This is a genomic window from Pseudomonas iranensis, assembly GCF_014268585.2.
Taxonomy (GTDB): domain Bacteria; phylum Pseudomonadota; class Gammaproteobacteria; order Pseudomonadales; family Pseudomonadaceae; genus Aquipseudomonas; species Aquipseudomonas iranensis.
The window spans coordinates 2,049,501-2,069,224 of sequence record NZ_CP077092.1 but is presented as its reverse complement, the minus strand read 5'-3'; the positions used below and the strand labels follow the sequence as shown (position 1 = coordinate 2,069,224).

Sequence of the window (19,724 nt, the reverse complement as noted above, 5' to 3'; positions counted from 1 at the left end):
GACTGTTTTTCAGCAGCCGAACGGGCGTTTTTTGGTTTTTCAAAAGCCTTGGCGCAGCTTTTGCTACCAGCAATGAAAGCTGACCGATCGGATGAAATTTGCGGTACGAAAAAAGGCGCCACATCAGAGCGCCGAACTTAAAAAAATAACGTGGAACACCTACTTTGGGAGCAACCGAATGAAACGTATGTGCACCAGCCTGATGCTGGCCGGATCGATGTTCGCCGGCGGCCAGGCGATGGCCGAAGGCCTGCTGCAGTGGCAGAACAACAGCCTGACCTACCTGTATGGCAAGGACTTCCAGGTCAACCCGCGCATTCAGCAAACCGTGACCTTCGAGCACGCCGATGCCTGGAAGTATGGGGACAACTTCCTGTTCATCGACAAGATTTTCTACAACGGCAAGGATGATGGCGGCGTCGGCTCCAACACCTACTACGGCGAGCTCAGCCCGCGCCTGTCGTTCGGCAAGATCTTCGATCAGAAACTGGCCTTCGGCCCGGTGACTGACGTGTTGCTGGCCATGACCTACGAGTTCGGTGAAGGCGATACCGAGTCGTACCTGATCGGTCCGGGCTTCGACCTGGCGATTCCTGGCTTCGACTACTTCCAGCTGAACTTCTATCAGCGTCACACCCAGGGCGCGCGCGCCGGTGACAATGTCTGGCAGATCACCCCGGTGTGGTCCTACACCATCCCGGTGGGCAAATCGAACATTCTCATCGACGGCTTCATGGACTGGGTGGTCGACAACGACTCCAACTCCAAAGGCGACTACCACGCCAACCTGCACTTCAATCCGCAGGTCAAATACGACCTGGGCAAGGCGCTGAATTTCGGCGAGAAGCAGTTGTATGTCGGTGTCGAGTACGACTACTGGTCGGACAAGTACGGGATCAAGGACAGCCAGTACTTCAAGACCGATCAGAGCACCACAAGCTTCCTGGTCAAGTTCCACTTCTGACCCTAAAAGCTTCGCTCCCACATTGGAACTGGATCGAATGTGGGAGCGAGCCTGCTCGCGAAGGCCTCACCGCAGATTTCAGGCAGGAGCCACCGCTTCAGATATCCGCAAAAACCGGCAAAGCTCCTCGCGCTTGGCCAACGCATCCCGCCGCCCCAACTCGATCAACTCGCTGCAATACCCCGCCTCGAACAGCAGGTAACTGAGCACCCCCGCCCCACTCGTCTTCGTCGCCCCCGGCCCGCGCAGAAACAGGCGCAACGCCGCTGGCAGCTCCTGGCGATGCCGCGCGGCGATTTCGTCGATCGGCTGACTCGGCGCAATCACCAGCACCTCCACCGGCGCCACACCCAGCGCACGGGTCGGCGTGCCGGCCGGGAGCAAATGACTGAACTGATTCAGACGCTGCAGCAGCTCGATATCGCTCTCCAGACTGTCGATAAACGTGCTGTTGAGCATGTGCCCGCCGATCTGCGCGAGCGTCGGTTGCTGGCCGCTGTAGGCGCGCTCCAGCGGCTGCTGCGGATCAACGCCGCGCGGGTTGCCGCTGACGCCCACCACCAGCACGCGACTGGCACCCAGATGCAGCGCCGGGCTGATCGGCGCCGACTGGCGCACTGCGCCGTCACCGAAATACTCCTCGCCGATTTTCACCGGCGCGAACAACAGCGGGATCGCCGAACTGGCCAACAGGTGTTCGACCGACAATTGCGTCGGCACGCCAATGCGGCGGTGCCGCAGCCAGGCGTCGATGGTGCCGCCGCCCTGATAGAACGTCACCGCTTGCCCCGATTCGTAGCCGAACGCGGTCACCGCCACCGCATGCAATTGCTTGCGCGCGATGGATTCGGCGATGCCGGGCAGGTGCAGTTTTTCCTCGAGCAGTTCGCGCAGCGGCGAACTGTTGAGCAGCGCCACCGGCATCTGTCGACCGAGGCCGAGCAGGCTGTGGCTGACGAAGCGGCTGGCTTGATGGATCACGCCCGGCCAGTCGCTGCGCAACACGCGGTGGCTGCGAAAGCCCTGCCAGAACTGGGTCAGGCGTTCGATGGCGGCGCGAAAGTCCGTGGCGCCACTGGCCAGGCTGACCGCATTGATCGCCCCGGCCGAGGTGCCGACGATCACCGGAAACGGATTGTCCGCGCCGACCGGCAGCAACTCGGCAATCGCCGCCAGCACCCCGACCTGATAAGCCGCCCGAGCCCCGCCGCCGGAAAGAATCAAACCTGTGACCGGTTCAGCAGGACTCATCGCAACACTCCACGGTGCTTGTCAGATCGGCTAATCAACGACGCTTGGGATAAAGTTTTGGCTCACCCGGCGGGCGACTCTTGAAGCGCCGATGCGCCCATAGATATTGCTCGGGGCAGGCACGCAAAGCGCTCTCGACCCACTGATTGATGCGGATGCAATCGGCCTCCTCGCTCTCGCCGGGGAAGTTTTCCAGCGGCGGATGGATCACCAGGCGATAACCACTGCCGTCGGCCAGACGTTCCTGCGTGAACGGCACCACCAGCGCTTTGCCCAGCCGCGCAAACTTGGTCGTCGCAGTGACGGTGGCGGCCTGAATGCCGAACAACGGCACGAAGATGCTCTGCTTGGCGCCGTAATCCTGATCCGGCGCATACCAGATCGCCCGTCCCGAGCGCAGCAGTTTGAGCATGCCGCGCACGTCATCGCGCTCCACCGCCAGCGAATCGAGATTGTGCCGCTCGCGGCCACGGCGCTGGACGAAGTCGAACAAGGGGTTTTTGTGTTCGCGGTACATGCCGTCGATGGTGTGCTGCTGGCCGAGCAGCGCCGCGCCGATTTCCAGCGTGGTGAAATGCGCGGCCATGAGGATCACGCCTTTGCCTTCGCGCTGGGCCTTCTGCAAATGTTCAAGGCCTTCGACGTGGGCCAGTTTCGCCAGACGCTCGCGCGACCACCACCAGCTCATCGCCATTTCGAAGAAGGCGATGCCGGTGGAGGCGAAGTTTTCCTTGAGCAGGCGTTTGCGCTCGGCGGCGGATTTTTCCGGGAAGCACAATTCCAGATTGCGCCGGGCGATGGTTCGCCGGTCGCTGGCGACGCGATACATCAACGCGCCTAAAACTCGACCGATGGTCAGCAGCGCCGGATACGGCAACTGCACGATCAGCCACAAAAGCCCCAGGCCGCACCAGAGCGGCCAGAAGCGCGGAGCAAGATATGCTTTTCGAAAACGCGGGCGATCCATTAAAGCTTCCGTAAATACAGTGGCCGCGCATTCTACATCGTTCGACCCGGCTTGCGGCTCGCGGGCGTTCTCGTTATAAGTCTCGGCACTTTTAGTGACAAGCCGTTGTATGCCGACATGAGCCAAACCGACCCGTTAGACCAAGATCCCGTATTCCAGCTCAAGGGCAGCATGCTGGCCATCACTGTGCTGGAACTGGCCCGTAACGACCTCGAAAGCCTCGATCGGCAATTGGCCGCCAAAGTCGCCCAGGCGCCGAATTTTTTCAGCAATGCACCGCTGGTCCTGGCGCTGGACAAACTGCCGCCGAATCAGGGCGCGGTTGACCTGCCGGGGCTGATGCGCGTCTGCCGTCAACACGGCCTGCGTACCCTGGCCATTCGCGCCAGCCGCATCGAAGACATCGCCGCCGCCATCGCCATCGACATCCCCGTGCTGCCGCCCTCCGGCGCCCGCGAGCGTCCGCTCGAAACACCGGAAGCCGAAGTCAAAAAGAAGCCGGAAAAGCCACCTGAGCCGAGCGTCAAACCGACCCGCGTGATCACCACGCCAGTACGTGGTGGCCAACAGATATATGCCCAGGGTGGCGATCTGGTCGTGGTCTCATCGGTCAGTCCGGGGGCGGAACTTCTTGCCGATGGCAACATCCATGTATACGGCCCGATGCGCGGCCGTGCGCTGGCCGGCGTCAAAGGTGACACCAAGGCACGGATTTTCTGTCAGCAATTGAGCGCTGAACTGATCTCCATCGCCGGTCATTACAAGGTCTCCGAGGATTTGCGTCGCGATCCGATGTGGGGCTCGGGCGTCCAGGTCAGCCTGTCAGGCGACGTGTTGAACATCATTCGGCTTTAACGGATACTGCCGCATTTTCCAAGCATCTCTAAAACGTAGCGAAAACGGCTCAAACGAAGTAGGAAAAAGGCCCAAAGCCAAATTCCAGCCAAGGCTGTCCGACTGCAGTAGTTTTCAAGAGATGTTTTTCAGGGGCTGAACAGTCCTTCTTCCTTAGGGGTGAAACACCTTGGCCAAGATTCTCGTGGTTACATCCGGCAAGGGTGGTGTGGGTAAGACCACCACCAGCGCCGCTATCGGTACCGGTCTCGCTCTGCGCGGCCACAAAACAGTGATCGTCGACTTCGACGTGGGCTTGCGTAACCTCGACCTGATCATGGGTTGCGAGCGCCGCGTAGTGTATGACTTCGTCAACGTGGTAAACGGCGAAGCCAACCTGCAACAGGCACTGATCAAAGACAAGCGCCTGGAAAACCTCTACGTACTGGCGGCCAGCCAGACCCGCGACAAAGACGCGTTGACCGTCGAAGGCGTGGAAAAAGTCCTGATGGAGCTCAAGGAACAATTCGAGTTCGTCGTCTGCGACTCCCCGGCGGGCATCGAGAAAGGTGCGCACCTGGCCATGTACTTCGCCGATGAAGCGATCGTCGTGACCAACCCGGAAGTGTCCTCGGTACGTGACTCGGACCGCATGCTCGGTCTGCTGGCAAGCAAATCGCGCCGCGCCGAACGTGGCGAAGACCCGATCAAGGAACACCTGCTGATCACCCGCTACCACCCGGAGCGCGTTGAAAAGGGCGAGATGCTCGGCGTTGAAGACGTCAAGGAAATCCTCTCGGTGACCCTGCTCGGCGTCATCCCGGAATCCCAGGCGGTGCTCAAGGCTTCCAACCAGGGCGTGCCGGTGATTCTCGACGACCAGAGCGATGCCGGTCAGGCTTACAGCGATACCGTCGACCGCCTGCTGGGCAAAGAAAAAGCCCACCGATTCCTCGATGTCGAGAAGAAGGGATTCTTCGAGCGCCTGTTTGGAGGTAGGTAATGAACCTTTTTGACTTCTTTCGTGCCAACAAAAAGCCAAGTACCGCCTCGGTAGCGAAAGAGCGTCTACAGATCATCGTGGCGCATGAGCGCGGCCAGCGCAGCACGCCGGATTACCTGCCAGCCTTGCAGAAGGAACTGGTCGACGTGATCCGCAAGTACGTCAACATCGGCAACGACGACGTACATGTTGCACTGGAAAGCCAGGGCAGTTGCTCGATTCTGGAACTCAACATCACCCTGCCCGATCGCTGAGTCGATCCGGCAGGTATGACGGCGGTTCAGGGCCATTCCCCAGTGGAATGGTCCTGAACCGCCGTTGGCATTTGTTACGAGGCTGTTTTAATGCCGCTGTCCAACATCCGCATCATCCATCAGGACGCCGCCGTACTGGTGGTCGACAAACCGACCCTGCTGCTCTCGGTGCCCGGTCGCGCTGACGACAACAAGGACTGCCTGATTACCCGCTTGCAGGAAAACGGCTACCCGGAAGCGCGCATCGTCCATCGTCTGGACTGGGAAACCTCGGGCATCATCCTGCTGGCCCGGGATGCCGACACCCATCGCGAGCTGTCGCGGCAGTTTCATGATCGCGAAACCGAAAAGGCCTACACCGCTTTGGCCTGGGGTCAGCCGGAACTGGACAGCGGCAGCATCGACCTGCCCCTGCGCTACGATCCACCGACCAAACCACGGCATGTGGTCGATTACGAATTCGGCAAACACGCGCTGACGTTCTGGAAGGTGCTGGAACGTTGCGGCGACTGGTGCCGGGTCGAATTGACACCGATCACCGGGCGCTCGCATCAATTGCGCGTGCACATGTTGTCGATCGGCCATCCGCTGCTCGGTGACGGACTCTACGCCCACGAGCAAGCGCTGGCGGCCTGGCCACGTCTGTGCCTGCACGCGAGCATGCTCAGCTTCACTCATCCGCAAACCGGCGAACGCCTGCGCTTCGAGTGCCCGGCGCCATTCTGAAATGCGTAAATAATTTGAAAGCCCTTCCTTGCGAAGGACTTTTTTTGTCCTGCCAGAATTCCACCGGCAATAGATTGACGTAAAGAACTGTCATAAAATTGTAATCAAATATAAAATCATGGCACTTCGATATCAGGCAGGAGGCCTCTTCCGTGTTCTGCAGCAAAACACTTCAATCCGAATACCCCATTGTGTGCGCATTCGGTAACACCACCCTGCACCTGAGCGAAGCACCCAGCATCCAGGCACGCCAAGCCCTGGAGCAGCTCATTAAAAAACGCCGCGCGCACAAACTGACCCGAGCCAGCGCACCGTTATCGTCCTGTGAAACACCACTCTTTGCCAAGGTCCAGCCATTGGACACGTTCAAGGCAAAGGTGCGGGTGAGTCTGAACAAACCGCAACGCAACGGGCGCTTCGACTGGCCGCTCGAAGAACTGATGAATTCCCTCGAAGCTCAGCGCCGGGGCGTGGAGATGCCTGCGCTGAAGGGCTATGGCTATACCCGCAGCAGACTCGGCCTGACCGAGGAATTTTTCCTCCTGACTCACCTGCTCGAAGGCCATATCGACGGCGCCGAATGCATCAGACGCAATCCCGAAAACATCGAAGCCTTTATCCTCGACGCGTTTCAACTGCTCAGCTCGCTCGCCAGCAAGAACATCACTCACATGGATTTCTGGGTGGGCAACATCATGGTGCCCGAGCAAACGCAAAGGCCACTCAAAGCCATCGACTTTGAAAACTGCTTCGCCGGCCCGACCGCGCACGCAAGTGAAACACTCGGTTTTCAACTCGGCTTCTTCTATCGTCGGGATATCTACAAGTTCATTACCGAAGCCGCCTACGATCGCCTGGTCGATCAATATCTCAGCGCGCTGCCCGGTCTATCGAGAGACAGGTTCGAGGCAGTCTATCAGTTGAGCAAACATGAATACGTCGGTCGCAAGCAGCGCCGAGAAGTCTTCCTCAGTGGCAGACTGATCACCGGTTGACGCCCACCCCGGCAACACTTTGAAGCAAGTGCCCGGCCTGCAAATCAGCGGAGCAATACGGTAGACTCGCGCCCCCGCCGTATGGAGCCGCTTATGCGCGAAGCCTTCCCCCCCATGGAAAAAGTACCGCACCAGTTGCTCTACCTGATCTATGGTGACAAAGACGTTTATCGGCGCGAGGCGAAATTCAGCATCCTCACCGCCCTGGCACAACTGCAGCCAAGTGAATCACTGTGCATCCGAGTGCTGACCGATCGTCCGCAGGACTATGCCGGCTGGCCGGTCGATACCGTCACTTTGAGCGAGCAGACCCTGATCCAGTGGCAGGGTGAAAACGGCTACCACCACCGCCGCAAAGCGTGCGCCATTGCGCTGGGCCTGACACTCGCCGAAAAAACCCTGTTCGTCGATACCGACACGCTGTTTCTTGATTCGCCGCACCGGCTGTTCAGCATGATCACGCCCGGGCGTTACGTGATGGACCGCTTCGAATACGACTGGAGTTACGTCTGTAACCGGGCAGACTACAAAAAACTCGCGCGCTGCCTGCAAGTCCACGGGATTTCGTCGGCGAACAGCTTCAAGCTCTACAACAGTGGCTTGTGCGGCGTCACCGATGGCGATTCAGCGCTGCTGGACAAGTCGATCCGGCTGATCGAAGAGTGGACGCAGGGCCCGTTCGACATCCATACGATCGAACAGATTGCACTGTCGTTCGCCATGCGCGACCAACCGATCCAGGAAGCGAAGAAATTCGTCTATCACTACTTCGCCGACAAAAACTTCTTCCACGCCATGCAGAAACACTTTTTCGCCCGCCATGGCGAGGCCTTCCACCCCGAACTGCCAGCGCTGTGCACCGAGGTTCCGCGCAGCAAGCCCGTCCCCTCGACCTGGCAGCGCCTGCGCATCAAGTGGAAGCTGCGCAAAAAGCGCGGCGGCATGAAGAAAGTCGGCCGGGCATTGCTGTTCGGCAGTGCTGCACCTGCCCACCCGTATTACGAGATCTGCCGTCACGAATGGTGGGAATCGGCGTCGCGGGAAATCCTGCGTTGGGACAGCGTTGCACAAAAGGCCTTCTTCGGCAGCGGCAAGGGCTGGCCGAAGCACCTGCCGAAACCCGCCAGAAAGGATGATCAACAAGCCATCATCGCCTACCTGCGCAAGCGCATCGATCAGCACTCCTGAGCGTGCTTGCGCAAACCACTTGCCCAATGGCGCCGAGTGATGCGTTAAACTGCCGCCCATTGCTGTCTGGAGTTTCTTATGCGCGCAGAGTTGAACCAGGGCCTGATCGACTTTCTCAAGGCCTCTCCTACCCCGTTCCACGCCACCGCCAGCCTCGTTCAGCGTCTGGAGGCCGCCGGCTATGTGCGTCTCGACGAGCGCGAGCCATGGTCCACCGAGGCCAACGGCCGCTATTACGTCACCCGTAACGACTCCTCGATCGTCGCGATCAAAATGGGCCGCAACTCGCCACTGCACGACGGTATCCGTCTGGTCGGCGCCCATACCGACAGCCCGTGCCTGCGGGTCAAGCCGCAACCGGAACTGCAGCGTCAGGGTTTCTGGCAACTGGGCGTCGAAGTCTACGGCGGCGCGCTGCTGGCGCCGTGGTTCGACCGTGATCTGTCGCTGGCCGGCCGCGTGACCTTCCGCCGTGACGGCAAGGTCGAGAGCCAGTTGATCGACTTCAAGGCACCGATCGCGATCATTCCCAACCTGGCCATTCACCTCAACCGTGAAGCCAACCAGGGCTGGGCGATCAACGCGCAGACCGAACTGCCGCCGATCCTCGCCCAGTTCGCTGGTGACGAGCGCGTCGATTTCCGCGCCGTGCTCACTGATCAACTGGCCCGCGAGCACGGCTTGAATGCCGACGTCGTCCTCGATTACGAGCTGAGTTTCTACGACACGCAAAGCGCGGCGGTGATCGGTCTGAACGGCGATTTCATTGCCGGTGCGCGTCTGGACAATCTGCTGTCGTGCTACGCCGGCCTGCAAGCATTGGTCACCGCCGAAACCGACGAAACCTGCGTGCTGGTCTGTAATGACCACGAAGAAGTCGGCTCGTGCTCGGCGTGCGGCGCCGACGGCCCGATGCTCGAACAGACCCTGCGCCGCCTGTTGCCGGAAGGTGACGAGTTCGTCCGCACCATCCAGAAATCCCTGTTGGTGTCGGCCGACAACGCCCACGGCGTGCATCCCAACTACGCGGACAAGCACGATGCCAACCACGGCCCGAAACTCAACGCCGGCCCGGTGATCAAGGTCAACAGCAACCAGCGCTACGCCACCAATAGCGAAACCGCCGGCTTCTTCCGCCATCTGTGCATGGCCGAAGAAGTCCCGGTGCAAAGCTTCGTGGTGCGCAGCGACATGGGTTGCGGTTCGACCATTGGCCCGATCACCGCCAGCCATCTGGGTGTGCGCACCGTCGACATTGGCCTGCCGACCTTTGCCATGCACTCGATTCGCGAACTGTGCGGCAGCCATGACCTGGCGCATCTGGTCAAAGTGCTCAGCGCGTTTTATGCCAGCCGTGAATTGCCGTAACGGCTGACAAGCTTCGCGAGCAGGCTCGCTCCCACAATTGAACTGCATTTCATTGTGGGAGCCAGTCACCTCCCCTTGGAATGCCAATCGACCTGTGGGAGCGAGCCTGCTCGCGAAAGCGCCTGTGCAGACAGCAGAATCCTCTCGGCCTGATGCATTCCTGAGCCACATCACACCCTGCCTCGAAAACCCGCCTAGACTGCAAGAATCCTCTACAGACAAGGCAGTCTTCATGATCTCGATGTCCTCCTTCCACGCCATGCTCATTCCCATCCTCAGCGGAATGATCCTGCTGGCCATCGGCTTCAACTTCCGCGACAAGAACGCCGGGGTTTTCGCCATGTGGATCGGCATGCTGATGATCCTCGCCACGGTGGTCTACAAGATCCTCGCCAAACTCAACGAATGACCGCGCCCGGCTCGCATTGCGCCAAGGGGCCTCGTACACTCCAGCGCATCCGCCTATCGCGAGGTTGTCTTCTGGTGTTTGCTCGTCTTTTTGCTTTGCCCGGTCTGCTGCTTGTCTGCCTGATGACGCTGCTGCCGCTGGCGCCCGCCCAGGCAGTCGGTCTGCCCGGCCTGCTCAACACTTCAAAACCGCAGCCTGAAGCCGTAGAACCCCTCGGCCAGTCGCTGGACGAAGTGATCAAGTCGCTGGAAAACGACAAGCAACGCGCGCAGCTGCTCAGTGATCTGAAGAAGCTGCGCGACGCCACGAAGAAAGCGCAGACCACCCCCGAAGAAGGCGTGCTGGGCCTGATCGGCGGCACCCTCGCCAACTTCGAAAAACAGTTTTCCGGCGCCGACAGCCCGATCACCCGCTGGTCCAACGAATTCGATCTGGCCAAGGACGAACTGACCAGCAAGCTGCTGCCGGCCAATGAATGGCTGCCGATCATCTTCGGTTTCGCGGTGATCCTGATGGTCTGGAGCCTGCTCGCCGCCGCGCTGATCTGGCTTGGCCACCGCGTGCGTCTGCGCTTCGGCCTCACCGAAGAACTGCCGCAACACCCCAAGGCCCTCGACATGCTGCGCTTTGCCCTGCGCAAGCTCGGGCCGTGGCTGATCGCATTGGTGATAACGGTGTACATGAGCTACGTGCTGCCGTCGTCACTGGGCAAAAGCCTGGCGATGGTGCTGGCCTATGCCTTGGTGGTCGGCACCTGTTTTTCGGCGATCTGCGTGATCGCCTTCTCCCTGCTCGATGGCCCGCACCGCCATCGCGCGCTGTACATTCTGCGTCATCAGGCGTTTCGGCCGCTGTGGCTGATCGGGAGCTTCGCCGCGTTTGGTGAAGCGCTGAGTGATCCGCGTCTGGTCGAGAGCCTGGGCGTGCATCTGGCGCACACCGCCGCGACCACTGCCAATGTGCTGGCGGCGCTGTCGACCGGCCTGTTCATTCTGCGATTCCGCCGACCGATCGCGCACCTGATCCGCAACCAACCGCTGTCGCGGCGCCTGACACGCCGCGCCCTCAGCGACACCATCGAAATCCTCGGCACCTTCTGGTACGTGCCGGCACTGGTCCTGGTCGGCATCTCGCTGTTCGCCACGTTTGTCTCCGCCGGCGACACCAGCACCGCCCTGCGGCAGTCGCTGATCTGCACAGTGCTGCTGGTGTTGTGCATGGTCATCAACGGCCTGGTGCGCCGCCATTCACTGAAACCGCAACGCGGGCCGAAACGCCATGCGCTGTATTCGGAGCGCCTGAAAAACTTCTTCTATACCCTGACGCATTTGCTGGTGTGGCTGATCTTCATCGAATTGGGCCTGCGCGTCTGGGGCCATTCGCTGATCGCGTTCGCCGAAGGCGATGGCCATGACATCAGCGTCAAACTATTCAGCCTGATCGGCACGCTGATTTTCTCCTGGCTGATCTGGATCCTCGCCGACACCGCCGTGCACCACGCCCTCACCCGCTCGCGCAAAGGCCTGGCCAACGCCCGGGCGCAGACGATGATGCCGCTGATCCGCAACGTGCTGTTCGTGGCGATATTTATCATCGCGCTGATCGTCGCGTTGGCGAATATGGGCATGAACGTCACACCGCTGCTGGCCGGTGCCGGTGTGATCGGTCTGGCCATCGGTTTCGGCGCGCAGTCGCTGGTCGCCGACCTGATCACCGGCCTGTTCATCATCATCGAAGACTCCCTGGCCATCGACGACTACGTCGACGTCGGTGGTCACCTCGGCACCGTCGAAGGCCTGACCATCCGCACCGTGCGCCTGCGCGACATCGACGGCATCGTCCACACGATCCCGTTCAGCGAAATCAAGAGCATCAAGAACTACTCGCGGGAATTCGGCTACGCGATCTTCCGCGTCGCCGTGCCGTACAACATGGAAATCGACGACGCGATCAAACTGATGCGCGACGTCGGCCAGAAGATGCGCAGCGATCCGCTTCAACGCCGCAACATCTGGTCGCCGCTGGAGATTCAGGGTGTAGAAAGTTTCGAGTCCGGCAGCGCGATCCTCCGCGCACGGTTCAAAACTGCGCCGATCAAACAGTGGGAGGTTTCCCGGGCGTTCAATTTGTCGCTGAAGCGGCAACTGGATGAGGCGGGGCTGGATCTGGCGACGCCGCGGATGAGTGTGCAGGTGATTACGCCTGGGGTGGAGGTCAAGAAAAGCGATTGAGTCCCCTTGAGCCCCCTATCGGCAGATGCGCCAATAGGGGGCAGCGCTTACTGGTCTTTGAAACCAGGTTTGCCGTGGGCGGCCCGCCATCTTTTTACTTCCGCCACAATGTTTTCCGGACCACCTTTGCCCGGTTCCGGGTAATAGATTAAATCGGAACGGGCTGGATGCTCGCTCAGTCGTTCAAACTCCATAACAGCTGAGGTATGCCCCTTTTCAGTCGCGTAATCCGATTGACATATCTTTTGTACAAAATGCAAAAACTGCTCTTCGGACATATCACTGATCATTAACTTTTTCATTACTCGACTCCCTTATGAACTGCCAAATGCTGCTTCGGAGTTAGCAAACGCAGGTTATCAATATCGTACAACTGCCCACCGTCCGATAACGATGAGACGTGGTGCAGCTCAAGTTTCACTCGTTTACCGACTCGATCACCCGCTCTCACAAACGCTGACCGCCGTTTGCTCATTGCACTGAGACTATTTGGATCAAACCACATCGCCAGCTCAACGTCAGCGCTCACCGCCTTCCAGAAAGTCTCCCTGAAAGCCCTGAAACTGTTGAACTGCTTGCCTCGCAACTGATCTGCAATTCTCGATGGAATTGCCGCCCCCTCACCTTGCATAGCCGCCTCCAGCCACCCACCCGCAACCGGTTCCCCATAACCGCTGGCCACCCCCGGATCATTGCGCGGATCCCGGAACATGACGTACTGCGGTGGCACACCCGACTCCGACGGGAACACCAGAATGAAGTCGTCGAAACGGATGTTGCCCCGACCCGGATAAGTGTCGATCCGCCCTTCAATCGGCACGAGGTTGCCGCCGATATATCGCGGTGGGGCCGGATTCTCGATGGGGAACAGCGTTGAACTGTCTGCCGGCGTTACTGCGGGAGTCCAGACCGCGGTTGTCGGCGGGATGTCAGTGAGGGTCGCGCTGTAAGTGTTGTTCCCTGCGTTGAAACCAGCTGCAACCACGCGAACGCCGGAAGGCCGTTTTGTCCCCGCTACCGGAACGACAAGCAGTTCGGCGAGAGAGCCCGTCAGCGGCCGGGCGCTCAAACGCACCGGCAGATTCAGTCGTGCCCTTTCGCTTGCCAGCCTGTCCAGATCAGGCAGTTGACCGGGCAGCAGATCTGCCAGTGGGAGGCTGAGCAGAAAGCGTTCAGGCAATTCCCCATTGCCCAACACCGGGGAGTAGACAAACGCACTTACCCCCACCATCAGACCCGACGCCGTGCCAGCAGCCAGCCCCGATAAACCTGCCACCGCCGAGCGAATCGAACCGGCAAGACCCGCCATCAGGCTGTCGGCAATTGCGACCGCACCAGCGGACGTCGCAAATACCAGTTGGGCGTGGCTGGTATTGCCCTGAAAGCGCAAAAGGCTACTGTGCCCACCGGGGGTGTCCTGCCGGCGCTTTTCGTCAGCCACCCTGCGTGCTTCGGCTTCAGCCTCAAGCGCCGCCTGTTCCTCGGCACGCTTGCGCTCCAGTGCCTCAGCCGCCAAACGGGCCTGTTCTTCTTCGATCCGCCTGAGTTCATTGGCGGCGGCCTGCCGCGCCAGTTCTTCCGCCAGCCGTCGCGCCTGCTCTTGAGCAACGCGGGCCTGTTCCTGTGCAATCTGCCTGGCGTGTTCCGCCGCCAACCGCGCCTGCTCCTGAGCGATCCGCTCGGCTTCCTGCGCTTGCACCACGGCAATCATGCCCTTGACCGTGGCCGACTGGCTGTTCAACAAGTTGATGCCTTCGACCAACAACTTGGCATTGAACAAGGCGCTATAGGCCTGCCGAACGCTGACACTACTGCCTCGCCGATTTACCTGCGGTAACCGGCCACCGTTAAAAAACGTTTCAATTTGGGCATGACTGAAACGTTGAATGGCAACGTCTCTCGCCACGAAAAACGCATTGAATTTTCGTGTCGTCAGCGACTCCCTGAATCGCATCTCCCGCGCCAGCGCATCCAAAGGCGGCAATACACTTTGGTCGCCTGCTGCGCGCACTTCTGCCAGTTCATGTTCGATGACTTGAGCAATATTTCTGGAAGTATCTTTGTAGATACTTTCCATATCGAGTATTTCACCCAACGGCGCAAAGTTAATGCCTGGTCCCGAGCCGTCCCCTGCACCTAAATAATGTAAATATTCATCTTGTTTATCCGGACGCACAACAATCGGCGGAAGCGTTATTCCATTACGCTGCATTTATAAGTCCTCCATGGACAATAGTTTTGTCGCACTGACCCATTACCCTCAAACAGCCAATAACGTGACCGGTACCTGGAGAAATTTATGGAAATAGATGTTGTGCGGTGCGGTACATGGTTATCGCCCGCGTTTTATCTGTCACGCCGGACGGAACTGATAATGCGGTAGGAGTTTTCGCTGATAACTTATGCTCAAACGTAAATCTGTCGGAGCGCATAGCGTTTTCCGGACCCGATCGCACTTGCGTGCAAAGCCTTTGTCACAGGCAAGGAAGCCAACAACAATAATCAAGGAGAAGCCCATGCAACTGACGCGCATTGCCCAGACCCTTTTGCTCACCGTGGTCGCCAGCCACGCCAGCGCCGCGACGATGGACAGCGCCCGCACGCGCATCGCCGAGCAGGCGCAGAAGCTCGAACCGGAGCTGCTGGAAACCCGCCGCGACCTTCACGCTCATCCAGAACTTGGCAACACTGAAAAACGCACCGCTGAACTGGTCGCCAAACAGCTGCAAGCCATGGGCCTGGAAGTGAAAACCGGCGTCGCCCGCACCGGCGTAGTAGCCGTGCTGAAAGGCGCCCTGCCCGGCCCGACCGTGGCCCTGCGCGCCGACATGGACGCGCTGCCGGTCAAGGAAGTCTCCGACTTGCCGTTCGCTTCGAAAGCCAAAGGCACGTATCTCGACAAGGAAGTCGACGTCATGCACGCCTGCGGCCACGACGCCCACACCGCGATCCTGCTCAGCGCAGCTAAAATTCTGACAGGGATGCGCGACACCTTGCCCGGCACCGTAGTGTTCTACTTCCAGCCCGCCGAGGAAGGTCCGAGCGATTTCATTCCCGACGGCAAAAATACCTGGGGCGCGAAGATGATGGTCGAGGAAGGCGTGATGAAATCGCCGAAACCCGACGCGGTGTTCGGCCTGCACGTCTGGGCCGGCGTCCCCGCCGGCCAGATCGCCTACCGCCCCGGCCCGACCCTGGCCAGCTCCGACGACCTGCGCATCAAGATCCACGGCAAACAAACCCACGCCGGCCGCCCCTGGGACGGCATCGACCCGATCACCGTCGGCGCGCAAACCATCGTCGGCCTGCAAACCGTGGTCAGCCGCCGCACCGACATTTCCTCGTACCCGTCGGTGGTCAGCATCGGCACCATCAATGGCGGCACCCGCTACAACATCATCCCCGAATCGCTCGACATGACCGGCACCATCCGCTCCTACGACTACGGCATCCGCCAGAAACTGCACAGCGACGTGCGCCAGACAGTCGAGAAAATCGCCGAAAGCGGCGGCGCCAAAGCCGACGTCACCATCATCAAGAAATACGACCCGACCATTAACAACCCGGCACTGACCGAGAAAATGCTGCCGACGTTGAAGTGGGCCGCCAAGGATGACGTGGTGCAGGGACCGCTGGTGGGCGGCGCGGAAGATTTCTCGTTCTTCGCCAAAGAAGCGCCGGGGTTGTTTGTGTTTCTCGGCGTGACCCCGCGGGATCAGGACATGAGCAAAGCTGCGCCGAATCATAATCCGGGGTTCTTTGTCGATGAGTCGGCGTTAGTGGTCGGGGTGAGGACATTGGCTTCGTTGGCGACGGATTATCTGCATGCGAACGCCGAGGTGGGCAAATAAGACACCCTCAACGTAAAAGCCCCTCACCCTAGCCCTCTCCCAGAGGGAGAGGGGACTGACCGCGGTGAATGTGAGAGATACGCCGACTGAGATACCGAGTCGAACTCAGATTCTGAAAAGCCCAACGATCGGCTCCCTCTCCCTCGGGAGAGGGCTGGGGTGAGGGGCAGCCCCACCACAAATCCCAAGCCAACCACCCGCTTCTAACCACTCAACAATGAGCGTTAGCTCGCGTGCTCTTGATCTTGCCTAGCCAGCGACATCGGAAGGCTGAGTGGAGGGATCGATCCGGGCGTGGGAGCGCAGCGACCGTCTGGCGCAGCCAGACACAGCGCAAGGAGGTGCAGCGAAGCAAACCGTAGCCGCTGCGCCCGGATCGGTCCCGGAGCGAAGGGCCCCGAGCCTGCGAGGGCGAACGCAGGAGCAAAGCCTTTTGGTTCCTTTTTGGCGTTTGAAAAAGGGACTCGCCGTAAGGGCGAAACCGCCATCAGCACCACCCGAAGCAACGGATAAACACCCGAAAACAACCAGAACCTGGTCGGCCCAGAGGCCGCCAAGGATCAAACCACATCAACCCCAACGTGAATCGCATCATGCCGCCAAAACTCCAGATCACAATCAATCAACCGCCCATGCTGATCATAATTGACCCGAGCAATCCTCAGTCCCGGACTCCCCACCGACACCCGTAAAGCCGCCGCCGCATCGACAGATAAAGACGTAGGCACGATCTCGAACCGCACCCGCCCATAGTGCAAATCGAAATGCCGCGCATACAACTCGGTGATCGACTGATTCAAATCGAAATCAAGAATCCCCGGAAAAAACCGCGGATTCAGATAGTGCTCCACATACAACACCAGTCGCCCATCAATGCGCCGCGAGCGGCAAATCTGAATCACGCTCGACAAAGCCGGCAGTTGCAACCACGCACACACCGCCGCGGAAGCCGGTTGCAACCGCGCCGAAATCACCTCGGTCGAAGGTTCGCGTCCCTGCGCACTGACCATGGCGTGGAAGTGACTGCGCTGCATCAGGTTATAAGCCAAACGCGGCGGCGACACGAACCAGCCGCGCCGCTCCTCACGGTAAATCTGCCCCTGTGCCTCAAGCTGCAACAGCGCTTCACGCACAGTGATCCGCGTCGTCCCGAACAGCTCGCTGAGCTTGCGTTCAGCGGGCAACTTGCTCCCGGCCGCCAGCAAACCGTGATCGATCTGCTCCAGCAGCACCTGGCCAATCGCTGTCACCGCTTTCGTTGCCTCATCGCGCATCAACGTTACCTATCTGGACTAGACCAGCACTGTTTCGGGGCAAATCCGAACGCCGATCAAAGCGCCTTCGTATGTTGCAAGCCTAGGCAGTGCAGATGACCGACAGATGACAAAACTACCGAACGGTCGCTTTCACGGCTTGCAATACATCGGCCAAGTCCCCTTCCCTACGGGCCTTTGGGTATGGTCTACGCTGATCTGGCACCTTCCTGACAATGGTTGATAAAAGATCAGCCACGATGCCATCGACATCAAAATGTCATCCAGCCGACCTAAATTGGCTCAGGTATTGCTGACCTAGACCAACACCAACCGCAATCGCAGCGTTGAACACGACCAAGGAGCTTCGGAATGAAACAGCTTTTCCTGGCAACACTGTTAGGCTCGACCATCGCTATGTGCACCGCCGCCATGGCGGCCGACACCGATCTGAAAACCCTCGAAGCCGCTGCGAAGGCGGAAGGCGCCGTGAACAGCGTCGGCATGCCCGATGACTGGGCCAACTGGAAAGGCACCTGGGAAGATCTGGCCAAGAAATACGGCCTGAAACACATCGACACCGACATGAGCTCGGCCCAGGAAATCGCCAAGTTCGCTGCTGAAAAAGACAACGCCACCGCTGATATCGGCGACGTCGGTGCCGCCTTCGGCCCGATCGCGGTCAAGCAAGGCGTGGTGCAACCGTACAAACCAAGCACCTGGGATCAGGTGCCGGACTGGGCCAAGGACAAGGACGGCAACTGGGCGCTGGCCTACACCGGCACCATCGCCTTCATCGTCAACAAGAAGCTGCTGCACGGCTCCGACGTACCGACCAAATGGGCTGACCTGAAAACCGGTAAATACAAAGTCTCCATCGGCGACGTAAGCACCGCTGCCCAGGCTGCCAACGGTGTCCTCGCTGCCGCACTGGCCAATGGCGGTGACGAGAAAAACATCAAGCCTGCCCTGCTGCTGTTCGCCGACCTTGCCAAACAAGGTCGTCTGTCGATGGCCAACCCGACCATCGCCACCATGGAAAAAGGCGAGATCGAAGTCGGCGTGGTCTGGGACTTCAATGGTCTGAGCTACAAAGCCAAAATGGCGAACCCGGATGATTACGTAGTGCTGATTCCATCCGACGGCTCGGTGATTTCCGGCTACACCACGATCATCAACAAGTACGCGAAAAACCCCAACGCCGCCAAGCTGACCCGCGAATACATCTTCAGCGACGCCGGCCAGACCAACCTCGCCCGTGGCAACGCCCGGCCGATCCGCGCCGAACACCTGCAACTGCCGGAAGACGTGAAAGCCAAACTGCTGCCAAACGAGCAGTACAAGAAGGTCACGCCGGTTAAGGACGCCGAGGCGTGGGAAAAGACCTCCAAAGCCCTGCCGCAGCAGTGGAACGAGGAAGTCATCGTCGAGATGAAGTAATCCTGTGATCCCCCTGTTCGGGATCCGCTGAAGATCCGAATGTGGGAGCGAGCCTGCTCGCGACGGCGGCGCGTCAGTCGACATCACTGTTGAATGATGTATTGCATTCGCGAGCGGGCTCGCTCCCACAGGGGATCGGGTTGATTTCGGAATAACTGAATTTCGCGGAGTTCTTGCCCCTATGAAGCACAACGTCATCCTTGTCGTGCTCGACGGCCTCAACTACGAGGTTGCGTGTCACGCCATGGGGCATCTGCAGGCTTATGTTGGCGCAGGACGCGCGGCGCTCTATCAACTGGAGTGCGAACTGCCGGCCCTGTCCCGACCGCTTTACGAATGTATTCTCACCGGCGTGCCGCCGATCGACAGCGGCATCGTCCACAACAATGTCTCGCGCTTGTCCAACCAGCGCAGCATCTATCACTACGCCCGCGATGCCGGGTTGAAAACCGCCGCTGCGGCGTATCACTGGGTCAGCGAGTTATATAACCGCTCACCGTTCGTGGCGGCGCGCGACCGCCACACCAACGATCCGACGCTGCCGATCCAGTACGGCCACTTCTACTGGAACGATCATTATCCGGATTCGCACCTGTTCGCCGATGCCGAGGACCTGCGCCTGCGCCACGCGCCGAACTTTCTCCTGGTCCACCCGATGAACATCGACGACGCCGGGCACAAGCACGGCCTCGACAGCTCGCAATACCGTAACAGCGCGCGTTCGGCCGACATCATCCTTGCCGACTATCTACAAAACTGGCTAGACGCCGGCTATCAAGTGCTGGTGACTGCCGACCATGGCATGAACAATGATCGCTCGCACAACGGCCTGCTGGCGGAAGAACGTCAGGTGCCGCTGTTCGTCCTCGGCGAGGTCTTCAGCCTGAACCCTGACGTCACACCGAAGCAGACCGAGCTGTGCGGCACGATCTGCGAACTGCTCGGCGTGCCCCATGACAAACCTGTATGCCGGGAGTTGTTCAAGTGAAT

General features: G+C 59.7%; 18 protein-coding genes. 13 read left to right on the top strand and 5 right to left on the bottom strand.

The genetic code is table 11. The annotated features are described in order from the left end of the window. The first annotated feature begins 178 nt into the window (after window positions 1-178). Window positions 179-964, top strand: a complete 786-nt coding sequence (locus HU724_RS09215) for an outer membrane protein OmpK (RefSeq protein WP_056784020.1) — start codon at window positions 179-181, stop codon at window positions 962-964. Window positions 965-1,042: 78 nt separating this feature from the next. Here HU724_RS09215 and HU724_RS09210 read toward each other — a convergent pair whose 3' ends face one another. Together HU724_RS09210 and HU724_RS09205 are read right to left on the bottom strand one after the other, a co-directional pair. Continuing rightward, complete coding sequence (locus tag HU724_RS09210) at window positions 1,043-2,215, bottom strand: patatin-like phospholipase family protein (RefSeq protein WP_122505994.1); 1,173 nt, start codon at window positions 2,213-2,215, stop codon at window positions 1,043-1,045. 34 nt (window positions 2,216-2,249) lie between these two features. Continuing rightward, window positions 2,250-3,182: a lipid A biosynthesis lauroyl acyltransferase gene (locus tag HU724_RS09205; RefSeq protein WP_186565847.1), complete on the bottom strand. Its 933-nt coding sequence runs from the start codon at window positions 3,180-3,182 to the stop codon at window positions 2,250-2,252. A gap of 117 nt (window positions 3,183-3,299) precedes the next feature. Here HU724_RS09205 and minC point away from each other — a divergent pair, with 117 nt between their 5' ends. The 9 genes from minC (at window position 3,300) to HU724_RS09160 (ending at window position 12,190) form a co-directional block, all read left to right on the top strand. Continuing rightward, window positions 3,300-4,037, top strand: coding sequence for a septum site-determining protein MinC (gene minC, locus HU724_RS09200; RefSeq protein ID WP_024012205.1), 738 nt, complete (start codon window positions 3,300-3,302; stop codon window positions 4,035-4,037). 169 nt (window positions 4,038-4,206) lie between these two features. Continuing rightward, window positions 4,207-5,019, top strand: coding sequence for a septum site-determining protein MinD (minD, locus tag HU724_RS09195; protein ID WP_007913953.1), 813 nt, complete (start codon window positions 4,207-4,209; stop codon window positions 5,017-5,019). Further along, on the top strand, window positions 5,019-5,273 hold the full coding sequence (minE, locus tag HU724_RS09190; RefSeq protein ID WP_003223146.1) for a cell division topological specificity factor MinE: 255 nt from the start codon (window positions 5,019-5,021) through the stop codon (window positions 5,271-5,273). Before minD ends, minE begins: the two co-directional genes overlap by 1 nt. Before the next feature lie 90 nt (window positions 5,274-5,363). Beyond that, window positions 5,364-5,999: an RluA family pseudouridine synthase gene (locus HU724_RS09185; protein WP_186565849.1), complete on the top strand. Its 636-nt coding sequence runs from the start codon at window positions 5,364-5,366 to the stop codon at window positions 5,997-5,999. Between the two features lie 152 nt (window positions 6,000-6,151). Continuing rightward, the gene (locus HU724_RS09180; protein ID WP_186565851.1) at window positions 6,152-6,994 is read left to right on the top strand and encodes a protein kinase family protein; all 843 of its coding nucleotides are present in this window, start codon (window positions 6,152-6,154) and stop codon (window positions 6,992-6,994) included. A gap of 93 nt (window positions 6,995-7,087) precedes the next feature. Next, window positions 7,088-8,182: a hypothetical protein gene (locus tag HU724_RS09175; protein WP_186565853.1), complete on the top strand. Its 1,095-nt coding sequence runs from the start codon at window positions 7,088-7,090 to the stop codon at window positions 8,180-8,182. A gap of 78 nt (window positions 8,183-8,260) precedes the next feature. Further along, window positions 8,261-9,550, top strand: a complete 1,290-nt coding sequence (locus HU724_RS09170) for a M18 family aminopeptidase (protein WP_186565855.1) — start codon at window positions 8,261-8,263, stop codon at window positions 9,548-9,550. 232 nt (window positions 9,551-9,782) lie between these two features. Further along, complete coding sequence (locus HU724_RS09165) at window positions 9,783-9,959, top strand: hypothetical protein (protein ID WP_016773747.1); 177 nt, start codon at window positions 9,783-9,785, stop codon at window positions 9,957-9,959. A 74-nt stretch (window positions 9,960-10,033) separates the two neighbouring features. Continuing rightward, the gene (locus tag HU724_RS09160) at window positions 10,034-12,190 is read left to right on the top strand and encodes a mechanosensitive ion channel family protein (RefSeq protein WP_186565857.1); all 2,157 of its coding nucleotides are present in this window, start codon (window positions 10,034-10,036) and stop codon (window positions 12,188-12,190) included. Window positions 12,191-12,237: 47 nt separating this feature from the next. Here the strand turns inward: HU724_RS09160 and HU724_RS09155 are convergent, their stop codons facing one another. Both HU724_RS09155 and HU724_RS09150 read right to left on the bottom strand, forming a co-directional pair. Beyond that, on the bottom strand, window positions 12,238-12,492 hold the full coding sequence (locus HU724_RS09155) for a bacteriocin immunity protein (protein WP_186565859.1): 255 nt from the start codon (window positions 12,490-12,492) through the stop codon (window positions 12,238-12,240). Then, window positions 12,492-14,402, bottom strand: a complete 1,911-nt coding sequence (locus tag HU724_RS09150; RefSeq protein WP_186565861.1) for a pyocin-S2/colicin E7-DNase domain-containing protein — start codon at window positions 14,400-14,402, stop codon at window positions 12,492-12,494. Before HU724_RS09150 ends, HU724_RS09155 begins: the two co-directional genes overlap by 1 nt. A gap of 304 nt (window positions 14,403-14,706) precedes the next feature. On the opposite strand from HU724_RS09150, the gene HU724_RS09145 reads away from it, so the two are divergent. Next, window positions 14,707-16,041, top strand: coding sequence for an amidohydrolase (locus HU724_RS09145; protein WP_186565863.1), 1,335 nt, complete (start codon window positions 14,707-14,709; stop codon window positions 16,039-16,041). Between the two features lie 560 nt (window positions 16,042-16,601). Here HU724_RS09145 and HU724_RS09140 read toward each other — a convergent pair. Further along, complete coding sequence (locus HU724_RS09140; RefSeq protein WP_133340137.1) at window positions 16,602-17,315, bottom strand: UTRA domain-containing protein; 714 nt, start codon at window positions 17,313-17,315, stop codon at window positions 16,602-16,604. A 351-nt stretch (window positions 17,316-17,666) separates the two neighbouring features. Here HU724_RS09140 and HU724_RS09135 point away from each other — a divergent pair, with 351 nt between their 5' ends. Both HU724_RS09135 and HU724_RS09130 read left to right on the top strand, forming a co-directional pair. Beyond that, the gene (locus HU724_RS09135; protein ID WP_122611955.1) at window positions 17,667-18,734 is read left to right on the top strand and encodes an ABC transporter substrate-binding protein; all 1,068 of its coding nucleotides are present in this window, start codon (window positions 17,667-17,669) and stop codon (window positions 18,732-18,734) included. A gap of 181 nt (window positions 18,735-18,915) precedes the next feature. Continuing rightward, window positions 18,916-19,722 carry an alkaline phosphatase family protein gene (locus tag HU724_RS09130; protein ID WP_186565865.1) on the top strand — a complete coding sequence of 269 codons (807 nt, stop codon included), beginning with the start codon at window positions 18,916-18,918 and terminating at the stop codon, window positions 19,720-19,722. Window positions 19,723-19,724 lie beyond the last annotated feature (2 nt).

Bases quoted from the DNA above. Each gene is read 5' to 3' on its own strand.
- HU724_RS09135 (WP_122611955.1), top strand. From the start codon at position 17,667: ATGAAACAGCTTTTCCTGGCAACACTGTTAGGCTCGACCATCGCTATG.
- HU724_RS09170 (WP_186565855.1), top strand. From the start codon at position 8,261: ATGCGCGCAGAGTTGAACCAGGGCCTGATCGACTTTCTCAAGGCCTCT.
- HU724_RS09205 (WP_186565847.1), bottom strand. From the start codon at position 3,182: ATGGATCGCCCGCGTTTTCGAAAAGCATATCTTGCTCCGCGCTTCTGG.
- HU724_RS09165 (WP_016773747.1), top strand. From the start codon at position 9,783: ATGATCTCGATGTCCTCCTTCCACGCCATGCTCATTCCCATCCTCAGC.
- HU724_RS09145 (WP_186565863.1), top strand. From the start codon at position 14,707: ATGCAACTGACGCGCATTGCCCAGACCCTTTTGCTCACCGTGGTCGCC.
- HU724_RS09140 (WP_133340137.1), bottom strand. From the start codon at position 17,315: ATGCGCGATGAGGCAACGAAAGCGGTGACAGCGATTGGCCAGGTGCTG.
- HU724_RS09130 (WP_186565865.1), top strand. From the start codon at position 18,916: ATGAAGCACAACGTCATCCTTGTCGTGCTCGACGGCCTCAACTACGAG.
- HU724_RS09210 (WP_122505994.1), bottom strand. From the start codon at position 2,215: ATGAGTCCTGCTGAACCGGTCACAGGTTTGATTCTTTCCGGCGGCGGG.
- HU724_RS09215 (WP_056784020.1), top strand. From the start codon at position 179: ATGAAACGTATGTGCACCAGCCTGATGCTGGCCGGATCGATGTTCGCC.
- HU724_RS09185 (WP_186565849.1), top strand. From the start codon at position 5,364: ATGCCGCTGTCCAACATCCGCATCATCCATCAGGACGCCGCCGTACTG.
- minE (WP_003223146.1), top strand. From the start codon at position 5,019: ATGAACCTTTTTGACTTCTTTCGTGCCAACAAAAAGCCAAGTACCGCC.
- minC (WP_024012205.1), top strand. From the start codon at position 3,300: ATGAGCCAAACCGACCCGTTAGACCAAGATCCCGTATTCCAGCTCAAG.
- HU724_RS09155 (WP_186565859.1), bottom strand. From the start codon at position 12,492: ATGAAAAAGTTAATGATCAGTGATATGTCCGAAGAGCAGTTTTTGCAT.
- HU724_RS09175 (WP_186565853.1), top strand. From the start codon at position 7,088: ATGCGCGAAGCCTTCCCCCCCATGGAAAAAGTACCGCACCAGTTGCTC.
- HU724_RS09150 (WP_186565861.1), bottom strand. From the start codon at position 14,402: ATGCAGCGTAATGGAATAACGCTTCCGCCGATTGTTGTGCGTCCGGAT.